The following is a 22,668-nucleotide window of genomic DNA, read 5'->3' on the forward strand; positions in this document are numbered from 1 at the left end:
CTTAAAACGCTGATAGCGCAGACATTCCAACGAAGCCAGAGCGAATGGGCAAGGCGATCAACCTAGCAAGATCAGATCCGGCGGAAAGTCAGATAGTGCGGAGTTCGGCCTTCGCGCAGCGCTTTTTGCTCATAGCGCGTCGAGATCCAGTCATCCCACGGCGTGCGCCAATCGTCGGCGCGCTCGCCCAGCCATTCAAAGCCCGCACGCGGGACTTCTTCCAGCGTTTGGCGGACATAATCCGGGATGTCGGTGGCGACGCGGAACTCAGCGCCGGGTTTCAGAACCTTGTAGAAGGGCTCGAGATACTCGGGGGTCACAAAGCGGCGACGGTGATGTCGTTTCTTAGGCCACGGATCAGGATAGAGCAGGAAGGCCTTGTCGATACTTTCCGGCGGCAGTACGTCAAACAGGTCGCGCACATCGCCCGGATGCACCGCGACGTTCTCGCATCCCGCATCGCGGATCTTTCCCAAAAGCATGGCGACGCCGTTGATGTAAGGCTCACAGCCGATTATGCCGATCTCGGGATAGGTCGCTGCCTGATGAACCATATGCTCGCCACCGCCAAAGCCGGTTTCCAGCCAGACGGGTTTATCGCCAAAGAGCGCCTTCAGATCCAGCGGTGTGCGGTCGGGATTTTCTTCCCAGCCGACAGCGCCGGGGCTGAGCGCGGCCAAGTCCTCGTCCAGATAGGTCTGTTGGCTGTCGCGCAGCCCTTTGCCTTTCAGACGGCCATAGAAATTGCGCCACGGCGCGCCCGAGCGGTGTTTGTTTTGCGATGCATCATCTTGGGTCATGGCCGGGCCTATGCAATGCAAAGGGCGGGCGCGTCAAGTGACGGCCCGCCCTTTTGTGTCAAAGCGATCAGGATCAGACAGCCTTCTTCAGCGCGTCGACCAGATCGGTTTTTTCCCAGCTAAAGCCGCCATCCGCTTCCGGGGCGCGGCCAAAGTGACCGTAAGCGGCAGTGCGCTGGAAGATCGGTTTGTTCAGGCCCAGATGATCGCGGATGCCGCGTGGGGTCAGGTCCATGACCTGAGCAACGGCGCGTTCGATGCCGGCCTCGTCCACTTCGCCCGTGCCGTGGGTGTCGACATAGATCGACAGAGGTTTGGCTACGCCAATGGCATAGGACAGCTGCAAGGTGCAGCGTTCGGCCATACCGGCCGCTACGATGTTCTTCGCCAGATAACGCGCAGCATAGGCAGCCGAGCGGTCCACTTTCGTTGGATCCTTACCCGAGAACGCACCGCCGCCATGCGGGGCAGCGCCGCCATAGGTGTCCACGATGATCTTGCGGCCGGTCAGGCCCGCGTCACCATCCGGTCCGCCAATGACGAACTTGCCGGTTGGGTTCACGTGCCATTCGGTGCCGCCGTTGATCCAGTCGGTCGGAACGACCTCGCGGATGTAAGGCTCGACCACGGCACGCACATCGTCGCTGGTCATGGTTTCGTCAAGGTGCTGGGTCGACAGCACGATCGAGGTGACCTCGACCGGTTTGCCATCTTCATAGCGCAGCGACAGCTGCGACTTCGCGTCCGGGCCCAGCGTCGGCTCGGTTCCGTTTTTGCGCACTTCGGCCAGTCGTTTCAGGATCGCTTGTGAATACTGGATCGGGGCGGGCATTAGCTCGGGCGTTTCGTTCACCGCATAACCGAACATAATCCCTTGGTCACCCGCGCCATCGCGGTCTACGCCTTGGGCGATATGAGCGGATTGCTCATGCAAGAAGTTCATGACACGGCAGGTGTTCCAATGGAACTGTTCCTGCTCGTACCCGATGTCGCGGATACAATCGCGGGCGATCTGACTGATCGAGCCCATCATTACTTTCAAGCGCTCGGAATCGGACAGGCCGACCTCGCCTCCGATAACGACCATGCCGCTGGTGGCAAAGGTCTCGCACGCGACGCGGGCTTGGGGCTCTTCGGCAAGGAAGGCATCTAGCACCGCATCTGAAATCCGGTCGCAAACTTTATCGGGGTGGCCTTCGGATACACTTTCCGAAGTGAAGGTATAATTCTGTCGTGACATGAAACATGCTCCATTTAAATCTGCCCGCCACGCCAGGAAGCCGTTGTGACGGTGGACTTGATTGGTATCTGGACTAATTGCGCAAAGGTCAACGTTAAAAGCGTCTGCGCCGCAAAATGGTCACGAGAGCGACACAGATCAACAAAAATCCAAGCGGCCAGTCCCCCAAACGGGCGTAAACCGTCGCGGATCTAGCCTCGGGAAGGCGTACATCCAGATACCCCGCCTGCCCAAGTGGAAGAGACCTGACCACACGTCCATGCGCATCAATCTCTGCACTGATTCCGGTATTGGCGACGCGGATCACAGGCAGACCGAATTCAATTGCGCGAAAGCGGGCTTGCACCAAGTGTTGTTGCGGTCCGGAAAAGTCACCGAACCAAGCGTCATTCGTCACTTGCAAAATCCAGTCGGGGCGCGTGGGCGCGTTGCGAATGTCACGCGGGAACACGGCCTCGTAGCAGATCAGGGGCAGCACCTTGCCCAGCGCGCCCATATCCAACACTTGCGGCCCCGCCCCCGCCGAATAACCCTGCCCGTATTGCGAGGCAAAGGCACGGATGCCGATGCGGGCCATGGCATTGCCAAGCGGCACGTATTCGCCAAAGGGCACAAGGTGGTGCTTGTCATAGACCGGCTGTGCGACGCCATCTGCATTCACCTGCACCAGACTGTTGAAATATCGCGGCCCCTCGCCACGTTGAATGCCCAGAAGCACGGGCGGGCCGTTAGCGGCTTCGGCCACCAGCGGGAACAGAAGTTGGGCGTGGTCGAGCAGATAGGGCACCGAGGTTTCGGGCCAGATGATCAGGTTCGGACGCGCGCCTTCGGACGGAGTTTCGGTCAGTTCTAACTGACGACGGACGAAGCCCTCGGCATAATCGGGATCCCATTTCTGGTGCTGCGGCGCATTGGGTTGGATCAGGCGGAGTGTGTGGGGAGTGTCCTCGAGCTGGGGCGCGCGCGCCAGAAAAGCCACCAAACCAACTGCCAGCGACAGAGCTGCAACCGCGGGAAAGCCTTTGCCGGTGCGGCCAATAAAAGCGCCTGCTATCACGGCGACCCAAAGCGCAGACAGGAACGTCAGGCCCGTCACGCCAACCAAACTTGCCAACTGCGCCAATGGCGTGTCTATCCAAGCCAATCCCGGCCCGCCCCATGGAAAGCCCGTGAAGAGCGACCCACGCAGCAGTTCCGCAGCGCTGATGCCAGAGGGCCAAGCGATCCAACCCAGCCGAGCATCTGCCCCCGAGGCCCAGCGTGCCAGTCCCCAGCCCAGCGCCCAGAGAAGCGCCAGTCCCCCGGCCATGCCCAGAAGCGCAAAAGGGGCCATCCATGCGTGACGTTCAGGTTCGACAAGGAACGGGTTGACCAGCCAGCTCATGGTGACGGTGAAATAGCCTAGACCAAACAACCAGCCCTGAAGCGCGGCAGCGCGTGGGGTTGGGCTGTGCCGCCAAAGCAGAAATGCAGCCAGCAGCCCTGCAAGCGTCGCCAGCCAAATTAGAAACGGTGCCTGCCCAAGTGCGGCAATAGCACCCGCCACAAGCAGAAGAATGCTCCGCGCCCGAGAGCGCCAAGCCAACCGTGCCACATAGGCGTCTATGTCAGGCATTCTTCGCAGCCGCACCATCCGCGCTGGCTTCGGCAACTGTGTGGGCGGCAGGCATCGGGCCCGGTACACGCAGGCGCAGGCGCTTGATGCGGCGGGGATCAGCGTCAACGACCTCGATCTCGACCCCACCGGGATGGGCAATCACTTCGCCGCGCGCGGGTACTTGGCCACACAGGACGAAAACCAACCCGCCGAGGGTTTCGATCTCGTCATCATCGGCCTCTTCGTGCTGAAGACGCACGCCGGTTGCGGCCTCAAACTCGTCCAAGGGGGTCTTGGCCTCGACCAGATAGCAGCCGGGTTTTTCCTCGACCCACAGCGCACCTTCTTCAAGGTCGTGTTCATCCTCGATCTCGCCAATAACTTGCTCGATCAGGTCTTCGATGGTCACAAGCCCATCCACGCCGCCATATTCATCAATGACCAACGCCATGTGAATCCGTTCGGTCTGCATCTTTTGCAATAGCACCCCAATCGGCATCGAGGGCGGCACAAACAGCAGTGGTCGGATCAGCTTGCGCAACACAAAGCGGGCGGATTTAGTGCCGGATTTCCCATTGAACCCATGGTTCAAAGCCAAGTCTTTCAGGTGAACCATGCCGATCGGGCTGTCCAACGTGCCGTCAAACACTGGCAGTCGAGACAAACCGCTTTCACGGAACTGATCAACCAACTCGTCTTTCAGGATATCGACTGGCGCGGATACGATCTCGGATTTCGGGATCATCACGTCTTCGACACGCATCCGGCGCAGGTTGACCATGCCCGGGGTGGCGACAGGTGCGGTCCCGGTACCAACGAGCACTTCGCCATTTGGCGCGACCTTATCCCGTACGCTGGCACTGCGCGCACCAAAAATGCGGCTGAAAAACCCCGGCCTGTGATGTTGTGTTTCATCCTGCAGCGCGCTTTGCGCCGCCTTAGAAGATCCGTCTGCGGTGTCGCCCATTGGTCCTTTTCCAAATTCGCGCGAAATGCGCCTTACTCTTCATATGGGTTGGAAATGTTCATCTTGCCAAGGATTTCAACCTCTAACCCTTCCATAAGTGCTGCATCTTTGTCGTCAATGTGATCATAACCCAACAGATGCAGCACGCCATGCACCAAAAGATGGCTAACATGGGTGGAAAATTCCTTAGCCTGTTCATCCGCTTCGCGGGCGCAGGTTTCAAAGGCAATGGCAATGTCGCCCAATTCGGGATCTTCTGGCGGCACAGGATCGCCACCCGCAATGTCGCCCGCCCTTTCTTCCGAGGGCCAGGACAACACGTTGGTCGGCGTGGGCTTGTCGCGGAAGTCGCGGTTCAAGTCAGCAATACGGGCATCATCGCACGCCAGCACACTGATTTCGAACCCGTCGCCCAGCGGGGGCTCTAGCTCAAGGTGGTTGATGACCGCCTTCGCCGCAGCATCCGCCAAACCCGACAGACCCGCGGTTTCCCACCGAGGATCCTCGTAAACAACATCTACCAGCATTTATTTGTCGCGCGCCTGCTTCACTGCGCGCGCCATCGCCTTTTGCGAGGCCTCGTCATACGCTTCGATGATCTTCGCGACCAGCGGGTGACGCACCACGTCTTTCGAGGTGAAATAGTTAAAGCTGATCTGGTCAATTCCCTTGAGCAGACCTTCGGCATCGCGCAGACCGCTGTCCACACCACGCGGCAAGTCGACCTGAGACCGGTCACCCGTGATCACCATCCGCGAGCCTTCGCCCAGACGGGTCAGGAACATCTTCATCTGCATCGTGGTGGCGTTCTGCGCTTCATCCAGCACGACAAACGCATTCGCCAACGTCCGTCCACGCATAAAGGCCAGCGGCGCAATCTCGATCTTTTTCTCTTCGATCAGCTTGGTGACCTGCTTCGAGGGCAGGAAATCATTCAGTGCGTCGTAAAGCGGCTGCATATACGGATCGACCTTGTCCTTCATGTCACCGGGCAAATAACCCAGCTTTTCCCCTGCCTCGACAGCAGGACGCGACAGGATCATGCGGTCCACATGACCGCCAAGGAACATGTTCACTCCGACAGCAACCGCCAAATAGGTCTTGCCGGTGCCCGCAGGGCCAATCCCGAAGGCCAGTTCGTTATTGAACAAGCTCTGAACATAGGCTTTCTGGGCTTCCGTGCGCGGTTCAATGGTCTTTTTGCGGGTCTTGATCTCGACATCGCTGCCCTTGAACATCTCCATCTGATCGCCGTCGCGGGTGCCGGTGCCTTCCTGCGTTCCGCCCATGCGAATCTCGGCATCAATGTCACCGGGTTCGACCGCTTTGCCTGTTTCAAGCCGCTCGTAAAGCGCTTGCAGCACCTCGCCGGCTTTTTCGCGTGCCGAGCTTTCGCCCATCACGACAAGCTGATTGCCGCGCCGGATGATCTGCACGCCCAGATGGCTTTCGATGTGAGTCAGGTTGCGATCAAACTCGCCGCACAGATCAATAAGCAGGCGGTTGTCTGGAAATTCCAGCAGCACTTCGGGGTTCACTGGGGTCTCGGGCGCTGCGGTCAGGTCTGCTATTCCCAAATGGGGTCTCCTGTCAGGTCTATACCCTGATGGTGCCAAGAGCGGACGGCGCGCGCAAGCCCCATCCGCAAATTGTCATGCGATTGTCATGTGAGCGCTTGCGCATGCGGCACTCTGCTTAATCCACAAGCGTCCCGGCAAGCGAGTTCGGACCGCTGTCTGTGATACGTACGCGGCGCAGATCGCCGACGGCTGCGTCACATTCCACATGCACCGCATGCAGGTGATCTGATTTGCCCACCATCTGCCCCTTAAGACGGCCTTTCTTTTCAAACAGAACACCAACTTCCTTGCCGACCATGCTGTTCTGAATGGCGCGTTGCTGTTCGGTGATCAGCGCTTGCAGGCGATGAAGACGGTCAGTGGCAACCGCATCATCCACCAAAGCACGTTCAGCAGCTGGGGTGCCGGGACGGGTCGAGTATTTGAAGCTGAAGGCTTGCCCATAGTTCACTTCGCGGATCAAGCTCATCGTGTCTTCGAAATCCTGATCGTCTTCCTCGGGGAAGCCCACGATGAAGTCACCCGAGATCAGAATGTCAGGACGCGCTTCGCGAATCCGTTCGATCAGGCGCAGATAGCTTTCTGCCGTGTGGCTACGGTTCATCCGCTTCAGGATCTTGTCCGAGCCAGACTGAACCGGCAAGTGCAGATAGGGCATAAGCTTAGCGCAGGTGCCATGTGCCTCGATCAGATCATCGCTCATGTCATTGGGGTGCGAGGTGGTGAATCGGATACGCTCCAACCCATCAATTTCATCGAGCGCCCAAATCAGCTTGGCCAGCGACCAGTCGCCATTCGGCCCAGCGCCGTGATAGGCGTTGACGTTCTGACCCAGCAGAGTGATCTCGCGCACGCCACGTTCCACCAGCTCGCGTGCTTCGCGCAGGATGCGCTCGACCGGGCGGCTAACTTCAGCGCCGCGGGTATAAGGCACGACACAGAAGGCACAGAACTTGTCGCAGCCTTCTTGAACCGTCAGAAATGCCGCCGGAGCGCGCTTGGCCTTAGTGCCGCGCAGCTTGGGCAGGTGTTCGAACTTGTCTTCTTCGGGGAAATCAGTGTCCAGCGCCTTTTCGCCCTTGGCGACCTGCTCCATCATCGCGGGCAGGCGGTGATAGGTTTGCGGCCCGACTACAAGGTCCACCAGCGGCTGGCGGCGCATAATCTCTTCGCCTTCGGCCTGCGCGACACAGCCAGCCACGCCGATCTTCAGATCAGGCTTCTCGGCTTTCAGGCCTTTGAAACGCCCCAGCTCGGAATAGACCTTTTCAGCCGCCTTTTCACGGATGTGACAGGTGTTCAGCAGGATCATGTCCGCATCATCGGGCGTCTCGGTCTGCACATACCCATCCGCGCCAAGCGCTTCGGCCATGCGTTCACTGTCATAGACATTCATCTGACAACCGTAGGTGCGGATGAAGAGTTTTTTCTTGTCGGACATGGCGCGTTTCCCAAGGTTTTTGCAGCACAAGCTCAAGTTCCCGCCTGTTACAGCAAAGGGATCAGGCCCGCAACGCTTGCAAATCGGGTTGGTTTCATGAAATTTCTGTGAGCAATCGGCTGCTCGCCACCAAACATCGGACCCCACCATGCGCCACGACAGCCTGTCCCAGTTCCTTAACTCTTCGGCCAAACTGTTGGCAAAGGGCCCCGTCGCGATGATCTTCGTTGAAGATCTGGTCGAAGTCGAAAGCACCATCCGCCATCATCAGAACGCCGGATTTCGAGCGCTTTTGGTCTTTGCCCCGGACGCATTGACCCTGCCGGACGAGTTGGAAGGCTCGCTGCATCGTATTACGTTCAACAGCTTGGCCCCTAATGCGGTCGTGGACGCGGTCAATCAGGTGATCGAAGCCGCCCCTGGTACGTGGCTCTATTACTGTTTCAACGCCGAATACCTGTTCCACCCGTTTTGCGAATCTCGCACCGTGGGCGAACTGTTGACTTTCCAGACCGAGGAGCGCCGCGACGCGGTGCTGAGCTATGTGGTGGATCTGTACGCCGACGATCTGGGCCAGTTTCCGAATGCAGTGTCGCTGGATCACGCCTGTCTGGACAAGTCGGGGTACTACGCGCACGGCCGCAAAGGCCCGGACGGAGATCCTCTGGATCGGCAACTGGACTTCTTTGGCGGGCTACGCTGGCGATTCGAAGAACATGTTCCCGCGAATCGCCACAAGATCGACCGTGTGTCGTTGTTCAAAGCCAAGCCAGGTCTGAAACTGCGTGAGAACCACACCTTCAACGACGAGGAATACAATACCTATTCCTGTCCATGGCACCACAATATCACCGTCGCCATCGCCAGCTTCCGCACCGCCAAGGCGCTGAAAACAAACGCGGGATCGCGACATGACATTCACAGCCTGAATTGGCACAACACAACGAAATTTCAGTGGAACTCCCAACAATTGCTGGATCTGGGACTGATGGAGCCGGGGCAGTGGTTCTAACACCCGTTCCATTCGCGCCCTGCGTCCTGTAAACACCTGTCACGCAAACGAGCACCCGCCGCGTTGTCGCTTCGGCCTCGTCCATTCATTTCCTGACATAGCGAGGCTCTCATGACCGAAGTCACCCAAGGCGCGAAGGTGCGCATTCACTATACCGGCACTCTGGAAGACGGCAGCGTTTTTGACAGCTCGGAAGGCCGCGATCCGCTAGAGTTCGAAGTGGGATCGGGCATGATCATTCCCGGCCTTGATAAAGCACTGCCCGGCATGAAGGTTGGCGACAAGAAAAAGGTCAGCATTGCCCCGGAAGAGGCCTATGGCCCCAGCCATGATGAAGCCATTCTGGAAGTCCCGCGCGGCGACATTCCCGCCGAGATTCCGCTGGAAGTTGGCATTCAGCTGCAGATGAGCGGCCCTCAGGGGCAGCCTGTCCCGGTCACCGTCACCAACCTGACCGACGACACCGTCACGCTGGACGCCAACCACGCGCTGGCTGGCAAGACCCTGATCTTTGATTTCGAAGTTGTCAGCATCGGCTAAAACTGTCGCAAAACAAAAGGGCCGCGCTTTGATGCGCGGCCTTTTTAGGGGCTTTACCCCTCGCGCCAAAGGCGCTCACCCTAGGACATTCTCAGTTAGAAAATATGAGCGTGTTTTCTTCGCTCGGATCAACTGCGGCGCAAACGGATCACCACATCGACTTTGGAAATTTCGGCCCCTGCGGGCGCTTCCGGCAGCTGCGCGATCTTCAGATCTTTGTCCGGCGCGTCCATCAGTTCTTCGGTGTCTTCCCAGAAGAAATGCGGGTGATTGCTGACGTTGGTGTCAAAATAGCTGCGCGCGCCGTTCACAGTGATCTCGCGCAGAAGGCCCGCCTCCGAAAACACACGCAGCGTGTTATAGACCGTCGCAAGCGACACTTTATCCGCGCCATCGCGGGTCGCCTCGTAAAGACTTTCGGCAGTGACATGGCGGTGTTGCCCGTCGCCGATCAGAAGATGCGCCAACGCCAGACGTTGCCGCGTCGGGCGCAGTCCAGCACTGGACAACCAATCGGCTTCGATCTGTCGAGTTTCCTGCATGATGATCCGGCTCTTCTGAAGTCCTATGGGCGTTTCTAGATGAATATAGAGGTTCTGGGCCGCAAGTACCAATAAAAACTAGCCTTTGCGCCGCAGATTACCTTGCAGCCCGTCACCCGCCCTTGCGTCGGGCTTTCCCCGGGTGCTAGAGGGTGATGGACTGAAAGACACAAGATATGGGGCGAAGATGGCGGACTATCCGACGAGCTTTGGCAAGGAAGACCTTTTGAAATGCGCAGCGGGCGAGCTTTTTGGCCCCGGCAATGCGCAACTTCCGGCCCCGCCGATGCTGATGATGGACCGTATCACAGAAATCTCGGGCGATGGTGGTGCCCACGGAAAAGGCCACGTGCTGGCCGAGTTCGACATCACCCCCGACCTGTGGTTCTTCGACTGCCACTTCCCTGGCAACCCGATCATGCCCGGCTGTCTCGGCCTTGATGGTCTGTGGCAATTGACTGGCTTTAACCTTGGCTGGCGCGGCTGGTTGGGGCGTGGCTATGCGCTGGGCGTGGGCGAAGTAAAGCTGACCGGCATGGTCCGCCCGGATCGCAAGATGCTGACCTATAAGATCGACTTCACCAAAGCGATCCAAACCCGCCGCCTGACCATGGGTGTGGCTGACGGGATCGTCGAGGCGGACGGCGAGGTGATCTATCAGGTGAAAGACATGAAGGTCGCGCTGAGCGAGAGTTAAGCTCTCTCCATGTCTTTGTTGACCGCCCTTCTGATACTGGCAGCCCTTGGCTTTGGGCTGCTGGTCTGGTTTCGCACCAAGCGGAACGTCATACGGCAGGCCAATGTGACGACCGCGCTGCTTGAAGGCGTGTTCAAAGGCTGCTTCGCTGACTTCGCGCATGCACTTCAACTGCCCCATCATAAGAATACCTCTGAAGATGACATCATCTCGGGCGCTGAACGCTCCGACGCTGATATGCATCAGGCAGGCAGGCTCATCATGGGGTACCTTGCTCACAACCCGGAAGAAGCAGCGCGTTTCCTGAAGTCTTTCAAGGACAATGGGTTTGGCCTCGAAGATGGAGTGGATGCTCTAGTTGACATTCTCAATATGGAACGGTTTGACGGAAATCCAAACTATGGGCCGCTCCGGCTGGTATGCTTTCGGGCTGTCGAAGCGCTGATGACCAACAACACCCTGCCCTGCTTCAAAAGTGTCGACCTTGCGCGCCTGTCTGAAATGGTCGCCGAGATGACGCGAATGCGGAACGAAACCGGATAAGCCCTCGACGGCCAAGCTTTCAAGTCCCTGCCACCTTGCGTTTTACCTGCCCAATGCCCTAGTAAGAATTGAACGTTTTCAAGGGGAGGCCACGCATGCGTCGTGTCGTCGTTACCGGTCTGGGGATTGTCTCGGCCATCGGGAACAACAAGGACGAGGTTCTGGCCTCGCTCAAGGCTGGCAAGTCCGGCATCACCGCCAATGAAGATATGGCCGAACACGGCTTCCGCAGCCAGATTGCCGGAAAACCGGATATCGACATTGCGGCCCACGTGGACAAACGCACGCTCCGCTTCATGGGACCGGGTGCGGCCTATGCGCATATCGCCATGCAGCAGGCGATCGAAGACGCCGGCCTGACCGAAGACGACGTGGTGAACCCGCGCACCGGCCTTGTTGCCGGATCGGGTGGTCCGTCGACCAGCGCAATGCTGGCGGCACATCAGACAGTTCTGAAGACCGGCGCAACCAAGCGCATCGGACCGTTTGCGGTACCGAAGACCATGTGCTCGACCGTGTCCGCCAACCTGTCGACCGCCTTCAAGATCAAGGGCATCAACTATTCCATCACCTCAGCTTGCTCGACGTCGCTGCACTGTATCGGCAACGCGGCCGAGCAGATTATGATGGGCAAGCAGGATGTGATGTTCGCCGGTGGCGGCGAGGAACTTGATTGGACGCTGTCCTGCCTCTTTGACGCGATGGGGGCCATGTCGTCCAAATATAACGACACACCCGAGAAAGCCTCGCGCGCGTTTGACGCGGACCGCGATGGGTTCGTGATCGGCGGCGGTGGCGGCATGGTGGTGCTCGAAGACCTTGAACACGCGAAAGCACGCGGTGCCAAAATTTACGCCGAGGTCACCGGATACGGTGCCACATCGGATGGCGCAGACATGGTGGCGCCGTCTGGCGAAGGCGGTGAGCGTGCGATGCGTTTGGCCCTTTCGACCTTGGCTGAAGATCGCAAAGTTGGCTATATTAACGCCCACGGCACGTCGACCCCGGTTGGCGATGTAGGCGAAGTGGAAGCCGTGCGCCGCGTATTCGGCGAAGGCTCGACACCCCTGATCAGCTCGACCAAGTCGATGACCGGCCATAGCCAAGGTGCAACTGGCGCGCAGGAAGCGATCTATTGCTTGCTCATGCTGGAAAACGATTTCATCGCCCCGTCGATCAACGTCGAGAACCTGGACCCGGGCATCAACGAAGGCGAGATCGCAACCACCTTGGTCGAAAACGCCGGACTGGACAGCGTGATGACCAATAGCTTCGGCTTTGGCGGCACCAATGGCTCGATGATCCTGAGCAAATACCAAGAGTGAGGAACTGACATGGCAGGGCTTATGCAAGGCAAACGCGGCCTCATCATGGGGGTTGCAAACCAACGATCTATCGCATGGGGCATCGCGCAGGCGATGGCGAATGAGGGCGCAGAACTGGCGTTTTCCTATCAGGGCGAGGCCTTCGGTGGGCGTGTGGCCCCGCTGGCAGAATCGGTTGGTTCCGACATTCTGGTCGACATGGACGTGACGGACGATGCAGCTCTGGATAAAGGGTTTGATGACCTTTGGTCCAAGTGGGATTCGATCGACTTTCTTGTCCACGCGATTGCCTATTCCGACAAGAACGAGCTGACCGGCCGTTTCGTCGAGACCTCGCGCGCGAACTTCAAACACTCGATGGATATCAGCTGCTATTCCCTGATCGAGGTTGCCCGCCGTGTCGCCCCGAAAATGACCGATGGCGGCACGATTCTGACGCTGACTTATGGCGGCTCGAACCGTGTGACGCCGTTTTATAACGTGATGGGCGTTGCCAAGGCGGCGCTCGAGGCATCCGTTCGCTATCTTGCCAACGACCTCGGCCCCGACGGCATCCGCGTGAACGCAATCTCGCCCGGCCCAATGAAAACGCTGGCCGGCGCAGCCATCGGCGGCGCGCGCAAAACCTTCCGCCACACGGAACAAAATGCACCGCTTCGCCAGAACGCCACGCTAGAGGCCGTGGGCGGCACCGCCGTCTATCTGGCCTCGGACTATGGCAACTGCACCACGGGCGAGATCATCACCGTGGACAGCGGTTTCCATGTTTTGGGAATGCCCCAACCGGATAATCTGTGATCTGGCAGACACCTAATTCCTGAAAGGCTCCCAAAACGGGGGCCTTTTTTTCTGCGCGCGCTCCCTTCTTTTTCTTGTCAAAAATACCTCGGGGTGAGTGGCAACGCCGCGAGGGGCAGCGCCCCTTCCTCTGGACCCTCGTGACGATCTGGTGCTTACTGCATCCAACATCGCCTAGGGGACACGACCATGCAGACATTCACCGCCAATGACGGGTTGGAAATTGCTTATCGGGAAGAAGGCGAAGGCCTGCCAGTTCTGGCCCTGTCTGGCCTGACCCGCAACTCCGACGACTTCAATTTCGTCGCTCCTCACCTAAAGGGCATCCGACTGATCCGCATGGATTATCGCGGACGCGGGCAATCGGATTGGGGCGATCACAAAACCTATACCGTGCCCCAAGAAGGGCTGGATGCGCTGTTTCTGATGAACCATCTGGGGATCGACAAAGCCGCCATCCTTGGCACATCGCGCGGGGGATTGATCGCGATGGGCTTGGCCGCCACGGTGAAGGACAAGCTTCTGGGCGTTTGCATGAACGATATCGGCCCGGTGCTGGCGTCCGACGGATTGGGCTACATCATGGGCTATCTGGGGCGTAAACCCGCCGCCAAAACCATCGAGCAAGCCGCCGAAGCCCGCGCGAAAGCGATGGCACAGGTCGGCTTTGAGGGCGTCCCAATGGAACGCTGGGTTGAAGAATGCCATCACCTGTTTGAACAAGACAACAAAGGGCTGACCAACCGCTATGATCCTGCCCTGCGCGAGGCGGTCGAGGCTGCGGGCGCGCAACCTGCCCCGGATCTTTGGCCTTTCTTTGATGCGATGGAGGGGCTGCCATTGGCGCTGATCCACGGGGAAAACTCGGACCTTCTGTCCGGCGATACGGTGGCCGAGATGCAAAAACGCCGCCCAGATATGGGCTATGCAAAAGTGCCCGGACGCGGTCACGTGCCGTTTCTTGATGAACCCGAGGCACTGACCACCATCAATGCTTGGTTGGAGAAAATGCGTTGAACATCAACGAGATTCGCAACGCCGCCCGCCGCAACGCCGGCCACGTACGGCGCACTCCCCTGCTGAGTTCGCCCTTTCTGGACGAGATCGCGGGGCGGCAGGTCTTTGTGAAACCGGAATGCCTGCAACATACGGGCAGCTTCAAATATCGTGGGGCGCATAATGCGATTGCCCAGCTGTCCGCCGACCAGCGCGAGTTGGGCGTGATCGCCTTTTCATCCGGCAACCATGCGCAGGGCATTGCGCTGGCCGCGCGCCAGAACCAAACGCCGTCTACGATTGTGATGCCCTCGGACGCGCCTCAGCTGAAGATCGACAACACCCGTGCGCTGGGGGCGAAGGTGGTTTTGTATGATCGCGCGACCGAAAACCGCGACGAGATCGGCGCGCGTTTGGCACAGGAAAACGACCTGACCCTGATCAAACCATTTGACAACGAAGCAGTGATTGCGGGCCAAGGCACCGTCGGGCTTGAGATCGCCAACCAAGCTCGTGAAGAGGGCATTCGCAATGCGCAAGTTCTTGTTCCTTGTGGCGGCGGCGGCTTGACGGCTGGTGTCGCCTTGGCGCTAGAACACGAGGCACCAGATATGACAGTCCGCCCCGTTGAACCCAAGGGGTTTGACGACGTCGCGCGATCACTGGAAATAGGAGCGATCCGCCGCAACGCGCAGCTTTCCGGGTCAATCTGCGACGCAATCCTCACCCCTGCGCCGGGCAATCTGACTTTCCCGATTCTGAACCGCCTGTGCGGTGCTGGACTGACCGTCAACGACGAAGACTGCCTGCGCGCGATGGCGCTGGCCTTCACCCGCCTGAAGCTGGTGATCGAACCGGGCGGCGCGATTGCACTGGCCGCAGCCTTGTTTCAACCGCTGGAAATCAAAGGCGACGCAGTTATTGTGGTGGCGTCGGGGGGCAATGTGGACGCGCCCCTTTTCGCCGACGCTCTAAACCGCTTCGCCTGACCCCGCCACCTGACCGGAGACCCAAATGACCGATTTCACGATGGCCTCGTTCAACGTCAAAAACCTGATTGGCGCGGACCAGGAATATTACCAGTTTCAACGCTATACGCCCGAAGAATACGCGTGGAAGCGTGATTGGATGGCGGATCAAATGATGTCGCTGGATGCCGATATCATCGGCTTTCAAGAGATCTTTGAAGAAGACGCCCTTCTGGATGTGATCGGCGAAGCGAACACCCGTGCCCACGATCTGAACGCGGCGACAATTCCAGACGAAACCAAACGCTATCACCGCAAGGCGATTTTTCGCAAGCTTGCGGTCAAACCGTGGCCCAAAGACGGTTTAGCCTTCGCGCCGAACTCGGCCGACGGAGATCCCGGCCACCGGCGTCCGGGCGTAGCTGTGCTGTCTCGGTTTGGCTTTGTGGGCGACCCCGAGGTTATTCAGGATCTGCCTGAACCACTGACCATCCCCTTCCCGGCTCTGCGGGGCGATGACGGGGATGCCGGGCACTATACCCTAACCCGCCTGTCCCGCCCGATCCTGAAGGTTCGTGTTCCGGTCGGCGATCAGGTGATAACCATCTTCAACTGCCACCTGAAATCCAAACTGGGCGAGTTCATCCGTCCCGAGGGCGCCGCCTTCGCCCCCGAGGTGGATCTAACCGCCTATGATCCTGTGGGTCGCGCCCTCGGCTCTGCCCGTTCCGCCATGCGCCGGATGGCCGAAGCCTGGGTGCTGCGGACGCTTGTCGTCAAAGAACTGAACGCTGGCCACCCCGTCGCCGTCATGGGCGATTTCAACGACGGCGAACACGCCGTCAGTTCCGAGATCATCGCGGGCGAAGTGCCGTTCAAGAATTACGCTTGGATGCTGCGCCATGACGCAAAGACCGACCGTGACCGGTATTCACGCGAAGAAAGTGCACAGATCACCCGCGACATCGAAGCTGTGCGCCTGCATTCCGCTGAAAAGCTGTTCGTACGGAAATCCCTGCGCGACATGGTCTATACCTCGGCGTTCGGGGGCGTATTTGAGAGCATCGACCAGATTTTCCTCAGCCGCCATTTCCACCCGGACAATGCGGATCGGATCGCCGACATGACCTATTTCAGCGTCTTGAACGACCACATCACCGATGGTTCGCACCCAGAAGCGCCTTATAACAAGCTCGCCTCGGATCACGGGCAAATCATGGCGCATTTGACCTTGCTGGATGACTAAATGTTCATAATCCCCGATGCGAATGGCATCACACTTCACTCCGTTGAAACCGGCCCCAAAGATGGCCCGCCCGTGGTCTTTGCCCATGCGCTTGGGTCCGACCTGACCATGTGGGACGCGGTGATCGACGCCCTGCCCAATCACTTGCGCCTGATCCGAATGGATATGCGCGGCCATGGTCAAAGCCCCTGCCCAGATGGCCCCTATCCGATGGGCGATCTGGTCGGCGATGCGGGCGCGACCTTGGACAGTCTGCGCGTGAAAGCCTGCGTCTTTGTCGGGTTGTCTATCGGCGGCATCATCGCGCAGGGGTTGGCGGCCGAGCGGTTGGATCTGGTGCGTGGGCTGGTGATCTCGAACAGCGCGGCGAAGATCGGCACACCTTGGCAATGGGCCGACCGCATCAAAGCGGTGCGCGAAGGCGGCATCGACGCCGTTACGGAAGCCAACATAGAGCGCTGGTTTTCCCGCGCGACCCGCCGGGATCATCCAGAGCTTTGCGATCAAGCCCGTGCACGAATGCGCGCCACGCCGCTTCAGGGCTATCTGGGCTGTATGGAGGCCATCGCCGACACCGACCTTTACGAAAGCACGGCGGCTTTGCGTCTGCCTACGCTGGCGATTGCGGGCAGCGAAGACGGCTCGACCCCCGCTGACATGGTGCGCGAAACCGCCGGGCTGATCCCCGGATCGCGGTTCGAGCTGATCCGCGGCACCGGCCATATGCCCCCGATCGAAAGGCCTGATGAATATGCCGCGCTTCTGACGGACTTTCTGCGCTCAATCGGGCATTATTAAGAAACGCCACGTCGCTTTCCGCTCTTCCTGTCGCAGACTTGTTGGCAATCCCTGGTTTTCCGCGCAAGCTTTCTGGAAAACAGATACCGACAGGAGCCGCCATGGACCGGATCAAAGCCGCCGTTTGCCACGAGTTTGGGAAACCTCTGGTTATCGAAGACATCGCCATCCGCCCGCCAGAAGGCAGCGAGGTCGAGGTTACACTGGATGCCGTCGCCATTTGCCACAGCGACATATCCTATCTGGACGGCGCTTGGGGTGGATCGTTGCCCGCCGTTTACGGGCACGAAGCTGCCGGTCGCATTACCAAAATGGGCGATCATGTAAAGGGGCTGTCGGTGGGTGACCCTGTTGTGGTGACATTGATCCGCGCGTGTCAAACCTGTCCAAGCTGCGCGTCGGGGTCTCCTGTCACTTGTGAAACCTCGTATGACGGTGATCACGGGCCGATCAAGACCTCGGATGGTGGTAAGCTGCATCAGGCGATGGCAACCGGAGGGTTCGCCGAACGCGTTGTCGTTGAACAAAGCCAAGTTGTGAAACTGCCCGAAGATATGGCGATGGACGTCGCATCCCTGTTGGCCTGTGGCGTAATCACCGGGGTCGGCGCAGCGGTCAATGCGGGCAAAGTGCGCGCGGGGGACGTAGTGGTTGTGATCGGTGCGGGCGGCGTCGGCCTGAACGCCATCCAAGGCGCGCGCATCGCCGGGGCCTCGCGCATCATCGCGGTAGACATGACCGAGGAAAAACTGGCAGCAGCGATGGAGTTCGGGGCGACCGACGGTGTCCTCGCCTCCGACCCCAAGCCGTGGAAAGCCACCATTCAGGCCGCTGGGCGCGGGGCGGATGCGGTGCTGGTCACAGTCGGCGCAATCCCCGCCTATGACACCGCCCCGCGATACCTTGCGCCAGGTGGCAAGGTGGTGATGGTCGGAATGCCCCATTCCGGCGACATGTCCAGCTATGAACCTGTGATACTAGCGGCTCTTGGGCAGGGCATGGTCGGGTCCAAGATGGGCGACGTGGTGATCCAGCGCGACATTCCATGGATGATCGACCTCTACCAGCAGGGGCGGTTGAAACTGGACGAATTGATTTCGGGCCGCTGGTCGCTGGATCAGATAAACGAGGCGATTGCCGACACCAAAACAGGCGCGGCGCGGCGCAACGTCATCTTGTTTGATAAGGCCTGAGTGCATGAAGCTTAAAGATCTCGACATCATCGTTACCGCACCACCTGCCCCCGGCTGGGGTGGTCGCTATTGGATCTTCGTGAAGGTGACGACCGATGACGGGATCACTGGCTGGGGCGAGGTTTATGCCAGCGCCGTTGGCCCCGACGCCATGCGTGCTGTGATCGAGGACGTATTCGCCCGCCACATGCAGGGTGAAAATCCCGAAAACATCGAATTGATGTTACGCCGCGCCTATTCGGCTGGGTTCACACAACGCCCTGATCCCACGGTGATGGGTGCGTTTTCGGGGCTGGAAATTGCCTGCTGGGACATCCTTGGAAAAGCGCGGGGTCGTCCGGTGTGGGCGTTATTAGGCGGCAAGGTGAATGAACGCTTGCGCTCCTACACTTACCTTTACCCAAACCCAGACCACCCCCTACCCGCCTTCTGGACTTCACCCGAGATGGCCGCCGAGGCTGCTCTTACCCGCGTCGAACAGGGTTTTACCGCGCTTAAATTTGACCCCGCTGGGCCATACACGATCCGGTCCGGGCATATGCCCTCGATGAAGGACATTTCCCGGTCCGAGGCCTTCTGCAAAGCCATCCGCGAGGCAGTAGGCGACCGTGCCGACCTACTGTTCGGCACCCACGGTCAGTTCACCACCAGCGGCGCGATCCGCATGGCAGAAGCTATCGCCCCCTATCAACCGCTTTGGTTCGAAGAACCCATCCCGCCAGACAACATCACAGAAATGGCTAAGGTCGCCCGCGCCAGCTCTGTCCCCGTTGCGACTGGAGAACGCCTGTCCACCAAGGCCGAGTTTGCGGAAGTGCTGCGCCAAGGGGCAGCATCAATCCTGCAACCCGCGCTTGGCCGCGCAGGCGGCATTTGGGAGGCCAAGAAGATCGCCGCCATCGCTGAGGTCCACAATGCACTGATCGCCCCGCATCTTTACGCAGGTCCGATTGAATGGGCCGCGAACCTGCATCTGGGCGCTTCGATCCCGAACCTTTTGATGGTCGAGACTATTGAACAGGGTGGCGACTTTCACCTTGCCTTAATCGGTCACACGATCCGTTGGGAAGATGGCTTTGTGATCCCGCCCGACGCGCCGGGGTTGGGTATCGAACCCGATGAAGCCCTGATGCGTTCGCATCCCTATACGGGCGACGGATTGCATCTGGAAATGCAGGAAGCCCCGTGCAGCTATACCGAGGAAAACTGCTTTGAAGGCGGTGCGCCCGCCCCCGTCGACAACGGCTGATCAGTCACTCGACAAAAGCGGCTTTTGGTTCTTCAGATGCCGCGCCACCAGCTGTTTCTGGCGTTTACCAGTGGTGAGAACGCGGCGAATAGTCCCTTTCCGCCAGTTCCGGGAACAGCGTCAAAACCTCGTCCCGTGCCTCATCACTGATGGCCTTCAACGCCTCAGGACCGGTATAAAGGCTTTCGCTTGGGGCGCCTTCTGCGAACACGATCTGATGGTCGTCAAACAGCATGTGGTAATACGTTACGTCCGTCATTGACTGGTCAACAAAGATCCCCGGAAGCTGCGTCAGCTTGATCGCATGGACCAACACGTCCGTGGTCCCGAACATCCGCTGTGCAATCGGAGAGCGGACCAGCATCCGATGCTGACGCGACACCAGCAGATCACGCTTGGGCAATCCATCGCCCAGCGCGCCGGCGACAATACGGATTGGGAACAGCTTGGGATTGTGCAGCAACTTATCCAGTTCGACAGGGCTTTTGCCGATCCATCGAACCGCTTTCAGACCCTCTGCTGTAAGAACTCTGTCGCCTACTTGAACGTTCTCAATTGGAACGGGTCCAAGCTCGGTTTCAATCAAAGCGCCTGACGTAAAACAGGTCACATCCGCCCACGCAAACCCCGTCGTGTATTCCTGCCAACCTCCCAATGACGTGACAGTCGAACCGTTGTCGAATGCCGATCCGGGGGCAGGCACAAAGATATAGTTGCTACCCGTGCTCCAAAGATAGAAGTCTTCGGTGTGAGTTGTGCCGCCAGAATCTGTGAATGTCAGCTCATATGTCCCACCTTGTGGGTTGGTGTATGTCGTCCCACCAATTGTGATTTCCTCAGAGGGATCACTGGTGAAATAGGGTGACATGTTGGGATCATCGTCTTCGATGACCACCGGTAGCAGCGTGATGGGAGTTCCCGTACCGGACCAAATCCAGCCTTGGACGTTATAGGTGGGAATAGCTCAACTCCCTCCTAATGAGCGGACAATAAAGCGCCGCACAATACAATGGGCATGCCGACCAAAATGTCGCCAATTTCCATCTAAAGTCATATGGGTCGTAAGTCTTGGTCGTAGCTCTCTCCATCTTGGCATCACCCCATTTCGGGCGGTGATGTTGGATATGGTAAAGCAAACACGCCACTCCCTCAAAGAGGGAAATTTACTACAGCACTCACCTTAAGATGTATTGCTCCGACAGTGGGGCAATATCCCTTACTTCAGCGCCCAGATTCTCGGCGTCGGACAAATTTCTGGATTTTGGATACATTTTGCGCATAGATGATGGAAACGCCATCCAAGCAACCAGACTGCAAAGGAAACCTTATGCCCAAGACCGTATTCTCTGGCACGATGCCCGCCCTGATGACTCCTTGCAAAGATGACCGCACTCCGGATTACGATGCGCTGGTACGCAAAGGTCAGGAAATGATCGCAGCTGGCATGTCTGCTGTCGTCTATTGCGGATCCATGGGCGATTGGCCGCTTCTGACGGATGAAGAGCGAATGACCGGAGTTGAGCGTCTGGTTCAGGCTGGCATTCCAGTCGTGGTGGGTACCGGTGCGATTAATTCGAAATCGGCAGTGGCCCATGCCGCCCACGCGCAAAAGGTTGGCGCCGTTGGTCTGATGGTGATCCCGCGCGTATTGTCGCGCGGGTCATCGATGGCAGCGCAGAAAAACCACTTCAAAGCCATTCTGTCAGCCGCCCCGGACGTGCCTGCCATCATCTATAACAGTCCAGTTTATGGTTTCGCCACCAAAGCGGATCTGTTCTTTGCCCTGCGCGCCGAACACCCCAACTTGATCGGGTTCAAGGAATTCGGCGGAAAAGATGATCTGCGCTATGCTGCGGAACATATCACCAGCCAAGACGACAGCGTGACACTGATGGTCGGCGTCGATACCGAGGTTTATCATGGTTTCGTCAATTGCGGCGCAACCGGATCCATCACCGGGATCGGCACCGCCCTTCCGAAAGAAGCCCTGCTGCTGGCCGCTCTGTCCCAGAAAGCCGCCGAAGGCCATGCCGAAGCCCGCAAGCGCGCGCAGGAACTAGAAGACGCCTTTGGCGTACTGGCCAGCTTTGATGAAGGCACGGATCTGGTGCTGTATTACAAGCATCTTCTGGTGTTGAACGGCGAGGATGAATACCGCCTGCATTTCAACGAAACCGACGCGCTGTCGGACGCGCAGCGCAACTATTGCGAACAGCAATATAAGCTGTTCCAGACATGGTTTGCCGATTGGTCGAAACAAGGTAGTGTCATCACCGAGTGCATGTAAGTTGGCGAGGGACGAAGGGACCAGATGCGCAGCAGCAAAATCATCCATGTGGTCTCTGCCAATGCAGGGGGCGAAATCGGAGACGCCATCGCCGCCCCGCCCCCTTGCGCATCCCGTTCTTGCATTCCAAAATGCCCGCTAAACACGAACCGGGACGCCCTATGACTGCCAAACGCAAGATCGCTCGACAAAGCCTGCCGGATGTCATCGCAAATGACCTGCGCGAGCGGATACTCAACGGAGAATTGCCCGAAGGCACGGTGATCCGGCAGGAAGCTTTGGCCGATGAATATGACGTATCACGGATGCCGATCCGCGAAGCGCTGAAGCGGTTGGATTCCGAGGGCCTAGTACATCTGACAAACAATCGCGGCGCGTCGGTGGTTAAACACTCGATCGCCGAAATTGCCGAGATGTTTGATCTGCGCATCCTGATCGAAGTCGATCTGTTCAAGCGTGCCATCCCCTTGATGACGCAGGCTGATTTCGATCGATGCGAGGCGGTCCTTGAGGCAATGGAGACCTCGTATGATGCAGATGACGTAGCCCATTGGGGCGCGCTGAACTTTGACTATCACTCGGCGCTATATGCCGCTGCTGGGCGGGGTTTGACCAACGAACTGCTGCACCGTGTAGACTTGCAATCCGACCGTTATGTGCGCCTGCATCTCAGCGTCGCCGGACAACGCGAGGCCGCCAAGGGCGAGCATCGCAGTCTTCTAAACTTCGCCAAGGCCCGTGACGTTGACGCCGCTGCAGCGCTGCTGACCCACCACATCAGCAACACCAAGGACGAACTGGTTCAGATGATTGCCGAACTGCGCGAAGCCGAAGCCAACTGAGGCCCAG

Annotated in this window: 23 protein-coding genes and 1 riboswitch; of the genes, 14 read left to right on the forward strand and 9 right to left on the reverse strand. The window is 58.7% G+C overall.

The features are described 5' to 3' along the window. Positions 1-71: 71 nt before the first annotated feature. The 7 genes from trmB to miaB all read right to left on the reverse strand — a co-directional run bounded on the left by trmB (position 72) and on the right by miaB (position 7,625). On the reverse strand, positions 72-800 hold the full coding sequence (gene trmB / locus ACXAH3_RS13220; protein ID WP_474862560.1) for a tRNA (guanine(46)-N(7))-methyltransferase TrmB: 729 nt from the start codon (positions 798-800) through the stop codon (positions 72-74). Positions 801-873: 73 nt separating this feature from the next. Then, positions 874-2,040, reverse strand: coding sequence for a methionine adenosyltransferase (metK, locus tag ACXAH3_RS13225; protein ID WP_474862561.1), 1,167 nt, complete (start codon positions 2,038-2,040; stop codon positions 874-876). A gap of 6 nt (positions 2,041-2,046) precedes the next feature. Then, positions 2,047-2,095, reverse strand: a riboswitch (SAM-SAH riboswitch). A gap of 39 nt (positions 2,096-2,134) precedes the next feature. Further along, positions 2,135-3,655, reverse strand: coding sequence for an apolipoprotein N-acyltransferase (gene lnt, locus ACXAH3_RS13230; protein ID WP_474862562.1), 1,521 nt, complete (start codon positions 3,653-3,655; stop codon positions 2,135-2,137). Next, positions 3,648-4,604: a hemolysin family protein gene (locus tag ACXAH3_RS13235; protein WP_474862563.1), complete on the reverse strand. Its 957-nt coding sequence runs from the start codon at positions 4,602-4,604 to the stop codon at positions 3,648-3,650. The genes lnt and ACXAH3_RS13235 overlap by 8 nt, the downstream gene beginning before the upstream one ends. A gap of 32 nt (positions 4,605-4,636) precedes the next feature. After that, positions 4,637-5,131, reverse strand: coding sequence for an rRNA maturation RNase YbeY (ybeY, locus tag ACXAH3_RS13240; protein WP_474862564.1), 495 nt, complete (start codon positions 5,129-5,131; stop codon positions 4,637-4,639). Then, entirely contained in the window at positions 5,132-6,181 is a 1,050-nt protein-coding gene (locus ACXAH3_RS13245; protein ID WP_474862565.1) for a PhoH family protein, read from the reverse strand. Between the two features lie 118 nt (positions 6,182-6,299). Beyond that, positions 6,300-7,625 (reverse strand): tRNA (N6-isopentenyl adenosine(37)-C2)-methylthiotransferase MiaB, encoded by a 1,326-nt coding sequence (miaB, locus tag ACXAH3_RS13250; protein ID WP_474862566.1) that lies wholly within the window; start codon positions 7,623-7,625, stop codon positions 6,300-6,302. A gap of 148 nt (positions 7,626-7,773) precedes the next feature. Between miaB and ACXAH3_RS13255 the strand changes: the two genes are divergently transcribed. Both ACXAH3_RS13255 and ACXAH3_RS13260 read left to right on the forward strand, forming a co-directional pair. After that, positions 7,774-8,637, forward strand: coding sequence for a hypothetical protein (locus tag ACXAH3_RS13255; RefSeq protein ID WP_474862567.1), 864 nt, complete (start codon positions 7,774-7,776; stop codon positions 8,635-8,637). A gap of 111 nt (positions 8,638-8,748) precedes the next feature. Continuing rightward, the gene (locus tag ACXAH3_RS13260; RefSeq protein WP_474862568.1) at positions 8,749-9,177 is read left to right on the forward strand and encodes an FKBP-type peptidyl-prolyl cis-trans isomerase; all 429 of its coding nucleotides are present in this window, start codon (positions 8,749-8,751) and stop codon (positions 9,175-9,177) included. A 128-nt stretch (positions 9,178-9,305) separates the two neighbouring features. Here ACXAH3_RS13260 and irrA read toward each other — a convergent pair whose 3' ends face one another. Beyond that, on the reverse strand, positions 9,306-9,719 hold the full coding sequence (gene irrA, locus ACXAH3_RS13265; RefSeq protein ID WP_474862569.1) for an iron response transcriptional regulator IrrA: 414 nt from the start codon (positions 9,717-9,719) through the stop codon (positions 9,306-9,308). A gap of 187 nt (positions 9,720-9,906) precedes the next feature. Between irrA and fabA the strand changes: the two genes are divergently transcribed. The 10 genes from fabA to ACXAH3_RS13315 all read left to right on the forward strand — a co-directional run bounded on the left by fabA (position 9,907) and on the right by ACXAH3_RS13315 (position 19,532). Beyond that, positions 9,907-10,416, forward strand: coding sequence for a bifunctional 3-hydroxydecanoyl-ACP dehydratase/trans-2-decenoyl-ACP isomerase (fabA, locus tag ACXAH3_RS13270; protein ID WP_142851970.1), 510 nt, complete (start codon positions 9,907-9,909; stop codon positions 10,414-10,416). A gap of 9 nt (positions 10,417-10,425) precedes the next feature. Beyond that, on the forward strand, positions 10,426-10,959 hold the full coding sequence (locus ACXAH3_RS13275) for a hypothetical protein (RefSeq protein WP_474862570.1): 534 nt from the start codon (positions 10,426-10,428) through the stop codon (positions 10,957-10,959). 95 nt (positions 10,960-11,054) lie between these two features. Next, a complete protein-coding gene (fabB, locus tag ACXAH3_RS13280; protein WP_474862571.1) occupies positions 11,055-12,284 on the forward strand; it encodes a beta-ketoacyl-ACP synthase I in 1,230 nt (409 codons plus the stop codon). Positions 12,285-12,293: 9 nt separating this feature from the next. Further along, positions 12,294-13,082 carry an enoyl-ACP reductase FabI gene (locus ACXAH3_RS13285; protein ID WP_474862572.1) on the forward strand — a complete coding sequence of 263 codons (789 nt, stop codon included), beginning with the start codon at positions 12,294-12,296 and terminating at the stop codon, positions 13,080-13,082. Between the two features lie 189 nt (positions 13,083-13,271). Then, positions 13,272-14,099, forward strand: coding sequence for an alpha/beta fold hydrolase (locus tag ACXAH3_RS13290; protein ID WP_474862573.1), 828 nt, complete (start codon positions 13,272-13,274; stop codon positions 14,097-14,099). Then, a complete protein-coding gene (locus ACXAH3_RS13295) occupies positions 14,096-15,067 on the forward strand; it encodes a threonine ammonia-lyase (protein WP_474862574.1) in 972 nt (323 codons plus the stop codon). Before ACXAH3_RS13290 ends, ACXAH3_RS13295 begins: the two co-directional genes overlap by 4 nt. A 25-nt stretch (positions 15,068-15,092) precedes the next feature. After that, positions 15,093-16,292 (forward strand): endonuclease/exonuclease/phosphatase family protein, encoded by a 1,200-nt coding sequence (locus ACXAH3_RS13300; protein ID WP_474862575.1) that lies wholly within the window; start codon positions 15,093-15,095, stop codon positions 16,290-16,292. Continuing rightward, positions 16,293-17,090: a 3-oxoadipate enol-lactonase gene (gene pcaD / locus ACXAH3_RS13305; RefSeq protein WP_474862576.1), complete on the forward strand. Its 798-nt coding sequence runs from the start codon at positions 16,293-16,295 to the stop codon at positions 17,088-17,090. It abuts the gene before it with no gap. A 101-nt stretch (positions 17,091-17,191) separates the two neighbouring features. Further along, positions 17,192-18,283, forward strand: coding sequence for a zinc-binding dehydrogenase (locus ACXAH3_RS13310; protein ID WP_474862577.1), 1,092 nt, complete (start codon positions 17,192-17,194; stop codon positions 18,281-18,283). Positions 18,284-18,287: 4 nt separating this feature from the next. Beyond that, positions 18,288-19,532 (forward strand): mandelate racemase/muconate lactonizing enzyme family protein, encoded by a 1,245-nt coding sequence (locus tag ACXAH3_RS13315; RefSeq protein ID WP_474862578.1) that lies wholly within the window; start codon positions 18,288-18,290, stop codon positions 19,530-19,532. A gap of 64 nt (positions 19,533-19,596) precedes the next feature. Here ACXAH3_RS13315 and ACXAH3_RS13320 read toward each other — a convergent pair whose 3' ends face one another. Then, on the reverse strand, positions 19,597-20,400 hold the full coding sequence (locus ACXAH3_RS13320; protein ID WP_474862579.1) for a Hint domain-containing protein: 804 nt from the start codon (positions 20,398-20,400) through the stop codon (positions 19,597-19,599). A 459-nt stretch (positions 20,401-20,859) separates the two neighbouring features. Here ACXAH3_RS13320 and ACXAH3_RS13325 point away from each other — a divergent pair, with 459 nt between their 5' ends. Both ACXAH3_RS13325 and ACXAH3_RS13330 read left to right on the forward strand, forming a co-directional pair. Beyond that, on the forward strand, positions 20,860-21,819 hold the full coding sequence (locus ACXAH3_RS13325) for a dihydrodipicolinate synthase family protein (RefSeq protein WP_474862580.1): 960 nt from the start codon (positions 20,860-20,862) through the stop codon (positions 21,817-21,819). 161 nt (positions 21,820-21,980) lie between these two features. Further along, positions 21,981-22,661 (forward strand): GntR family transcriptional regulator, encoded by a 681-nt coding sequence (locus ACXAH3_RS13330; RefSeq protein WP_474862581.1) that lies wholly within the window; start codon positions 21,981-21,983, stop codon positions 22,659-22,661. Positions 22,662-22,668 lie beyond the last annotated feature (7 nt).

Source organism: Aliiroseovarius sp. ABM4_368, from assembly GCF_056161205.1.

What these genes read in the sequence shown, in the direction of transcription:
- ACXAH3_RS13260 (WP_474862568.1), top strand. Translation starts at nt 8,749, where the DNA reads ATGACCGAAGTCACCCAAGGCGCGAAGGTGCGCATTCACTATACCGGC.
- ACXAH3_RS13325 (WP_474862580.1), top strand. Translation starts at nt 20,860, where the DNA reads ATGCCCAAGACCGTATTCTCTGGCACGATGCCCGCCCTGATGACTCCT.
- metK (WP_474862561.1), bottom strand. Translation starts at nt 2,040, where the DNA reads ATGTCACGACAGAATTATACCTTCACTTCGGAAAGTGTATCCGAAGGC.
- fabB (WP_474862571.1), top strand. Translation starts at nt 11,055, where the DNA reads ATGCGTCGTGTCGTCGTTACCGGTCTGGGGATTGTCTCGGCCATCGGG.
- miaB (WP_474862566.1), bottom strand. Translation starts at nt 7,625, where the DNA reads ATGTCCGACAAGAAAAAACTCTTCATCCGCACCTACGGTTGTCAGATG.
- pcaD (WP_474862576.1), top strand. Translation starts at nt 16,293, where the DNA reads ATGTTCATAATCCCCGATGCGAATGGCATCACACTTCACTCCGTTGAA.
- ACXAH3_RS13315 (WP_474862578.1), top strand. Translation starts at nt 18,288, where the DNA reads ATGAAGCTTAAAGATCTCGACATCATCGTTACCGCACCACCTGCCCCC.
- lnt (WP_474862562.1), bottom strand. Translation starts at nt 3,655, where the DNA reads ATGCCTGACATAGACGCCTATGTGGCACGGTTGGCTTGGCGCTCTCGG.
- trmB (WP_474862560.1), bottom strand. Translation starts at nt 800, where the DNA reads ATGACCCAAGATGATGCATCGCAAAACAAACACCGCTCGGGCGCGCCG.
- ACXAH3_RS13290 (WP_474862573.1), top strand. Translation starts at nt 13,272, where the DNA reads ATGCAGACATTCACCGCCAATGACGGGTTGGAAATTGCTTATCGGGAA.
- ACXAH3_RS13320 (WP_474862579.1), bottom strand. Translation starts at nt 20,400, where the DNA reads ATGTCACCCTATTTCACCAGTGATCCCTCTGAGGAAATCACAATTGGT.
- ACXAH3_RS13275 (WP_474862570.1), top strand. Translation starts at nt 10,426, where the DNA reads ATGTCTTTGTTGACCGCCCTTCTGATACTGGCAGCCCTTGGCTTTGGG.
- ACXAH3_RS13255 (WP_474862567.1), top strand. Translation starts at nt 7,774, where the DNA reads ATGCGCCACGACAGCCTGTCCCAGTTCCTTAACTCTTCGGCCAAACTG.
- ybeY (WP_474862564.1), bottom strand. Translation starts at nt 5,131, where the DNA reads ATGCTGGTAGATGTTGTTTACGAGGATCCTCGGTGGGAAACCGCGGGT.
- fabA (WP_142851970.1), top strand. Translation starts at nt 9,907, where the DNA reads ATGGCGGACTATCCGACGAGCTTTGGCAAGGAAGACCTTTTGAAATGC.
- ACXAH3_RS13300 (WP_474862575.1), top strand. Translation starts at nt 15,093, where the DNA reads ATGACCGATTTCACGATGGCCTCGTTCAACGTCAAAAACCTGATTGGC.
- irrA (WP_474862569.1), bottom strand. Translation starts at nt 9,719, where the DNA reads ATGCAGGAAACTCGACAGATCGAAGCCGATTGGTTGTCCAGTGCTGGA.
- ACXAH3_RS13285 (WP_474862572.1), top strand. Translation starts at nt 12,294, where the DNA reads ATGGCAGGGCTTATGCAAGGCAAACGCGGCCTCATCATGGGGGTTGCA.
- ACXAH3_RS13235 (WP_474862563.1), bottom strand. Translation starts at nt 4,604, where the DNA reads ATGGGCGACACCGCAGACGGATCTTCTAAGGCGGCGCAAAGCGCGCTG.
- ACXAH3_RS13310 (WP_474862577.1), top strand. Translation starts at nt 17,192, where the DNA reads ATGGACCGGATCAAAGCCGCCGTTTGCCACGAGTTTGGGAAACCTCTG.
- ACXAH3_RS13330 (WP_474862581.1), top strand. Translation starts at nt 21,981, where the DNA reads ATGACTGCCAAACGCAAGATCGCTCGACAAAGCCTGCCGGATGTCATC.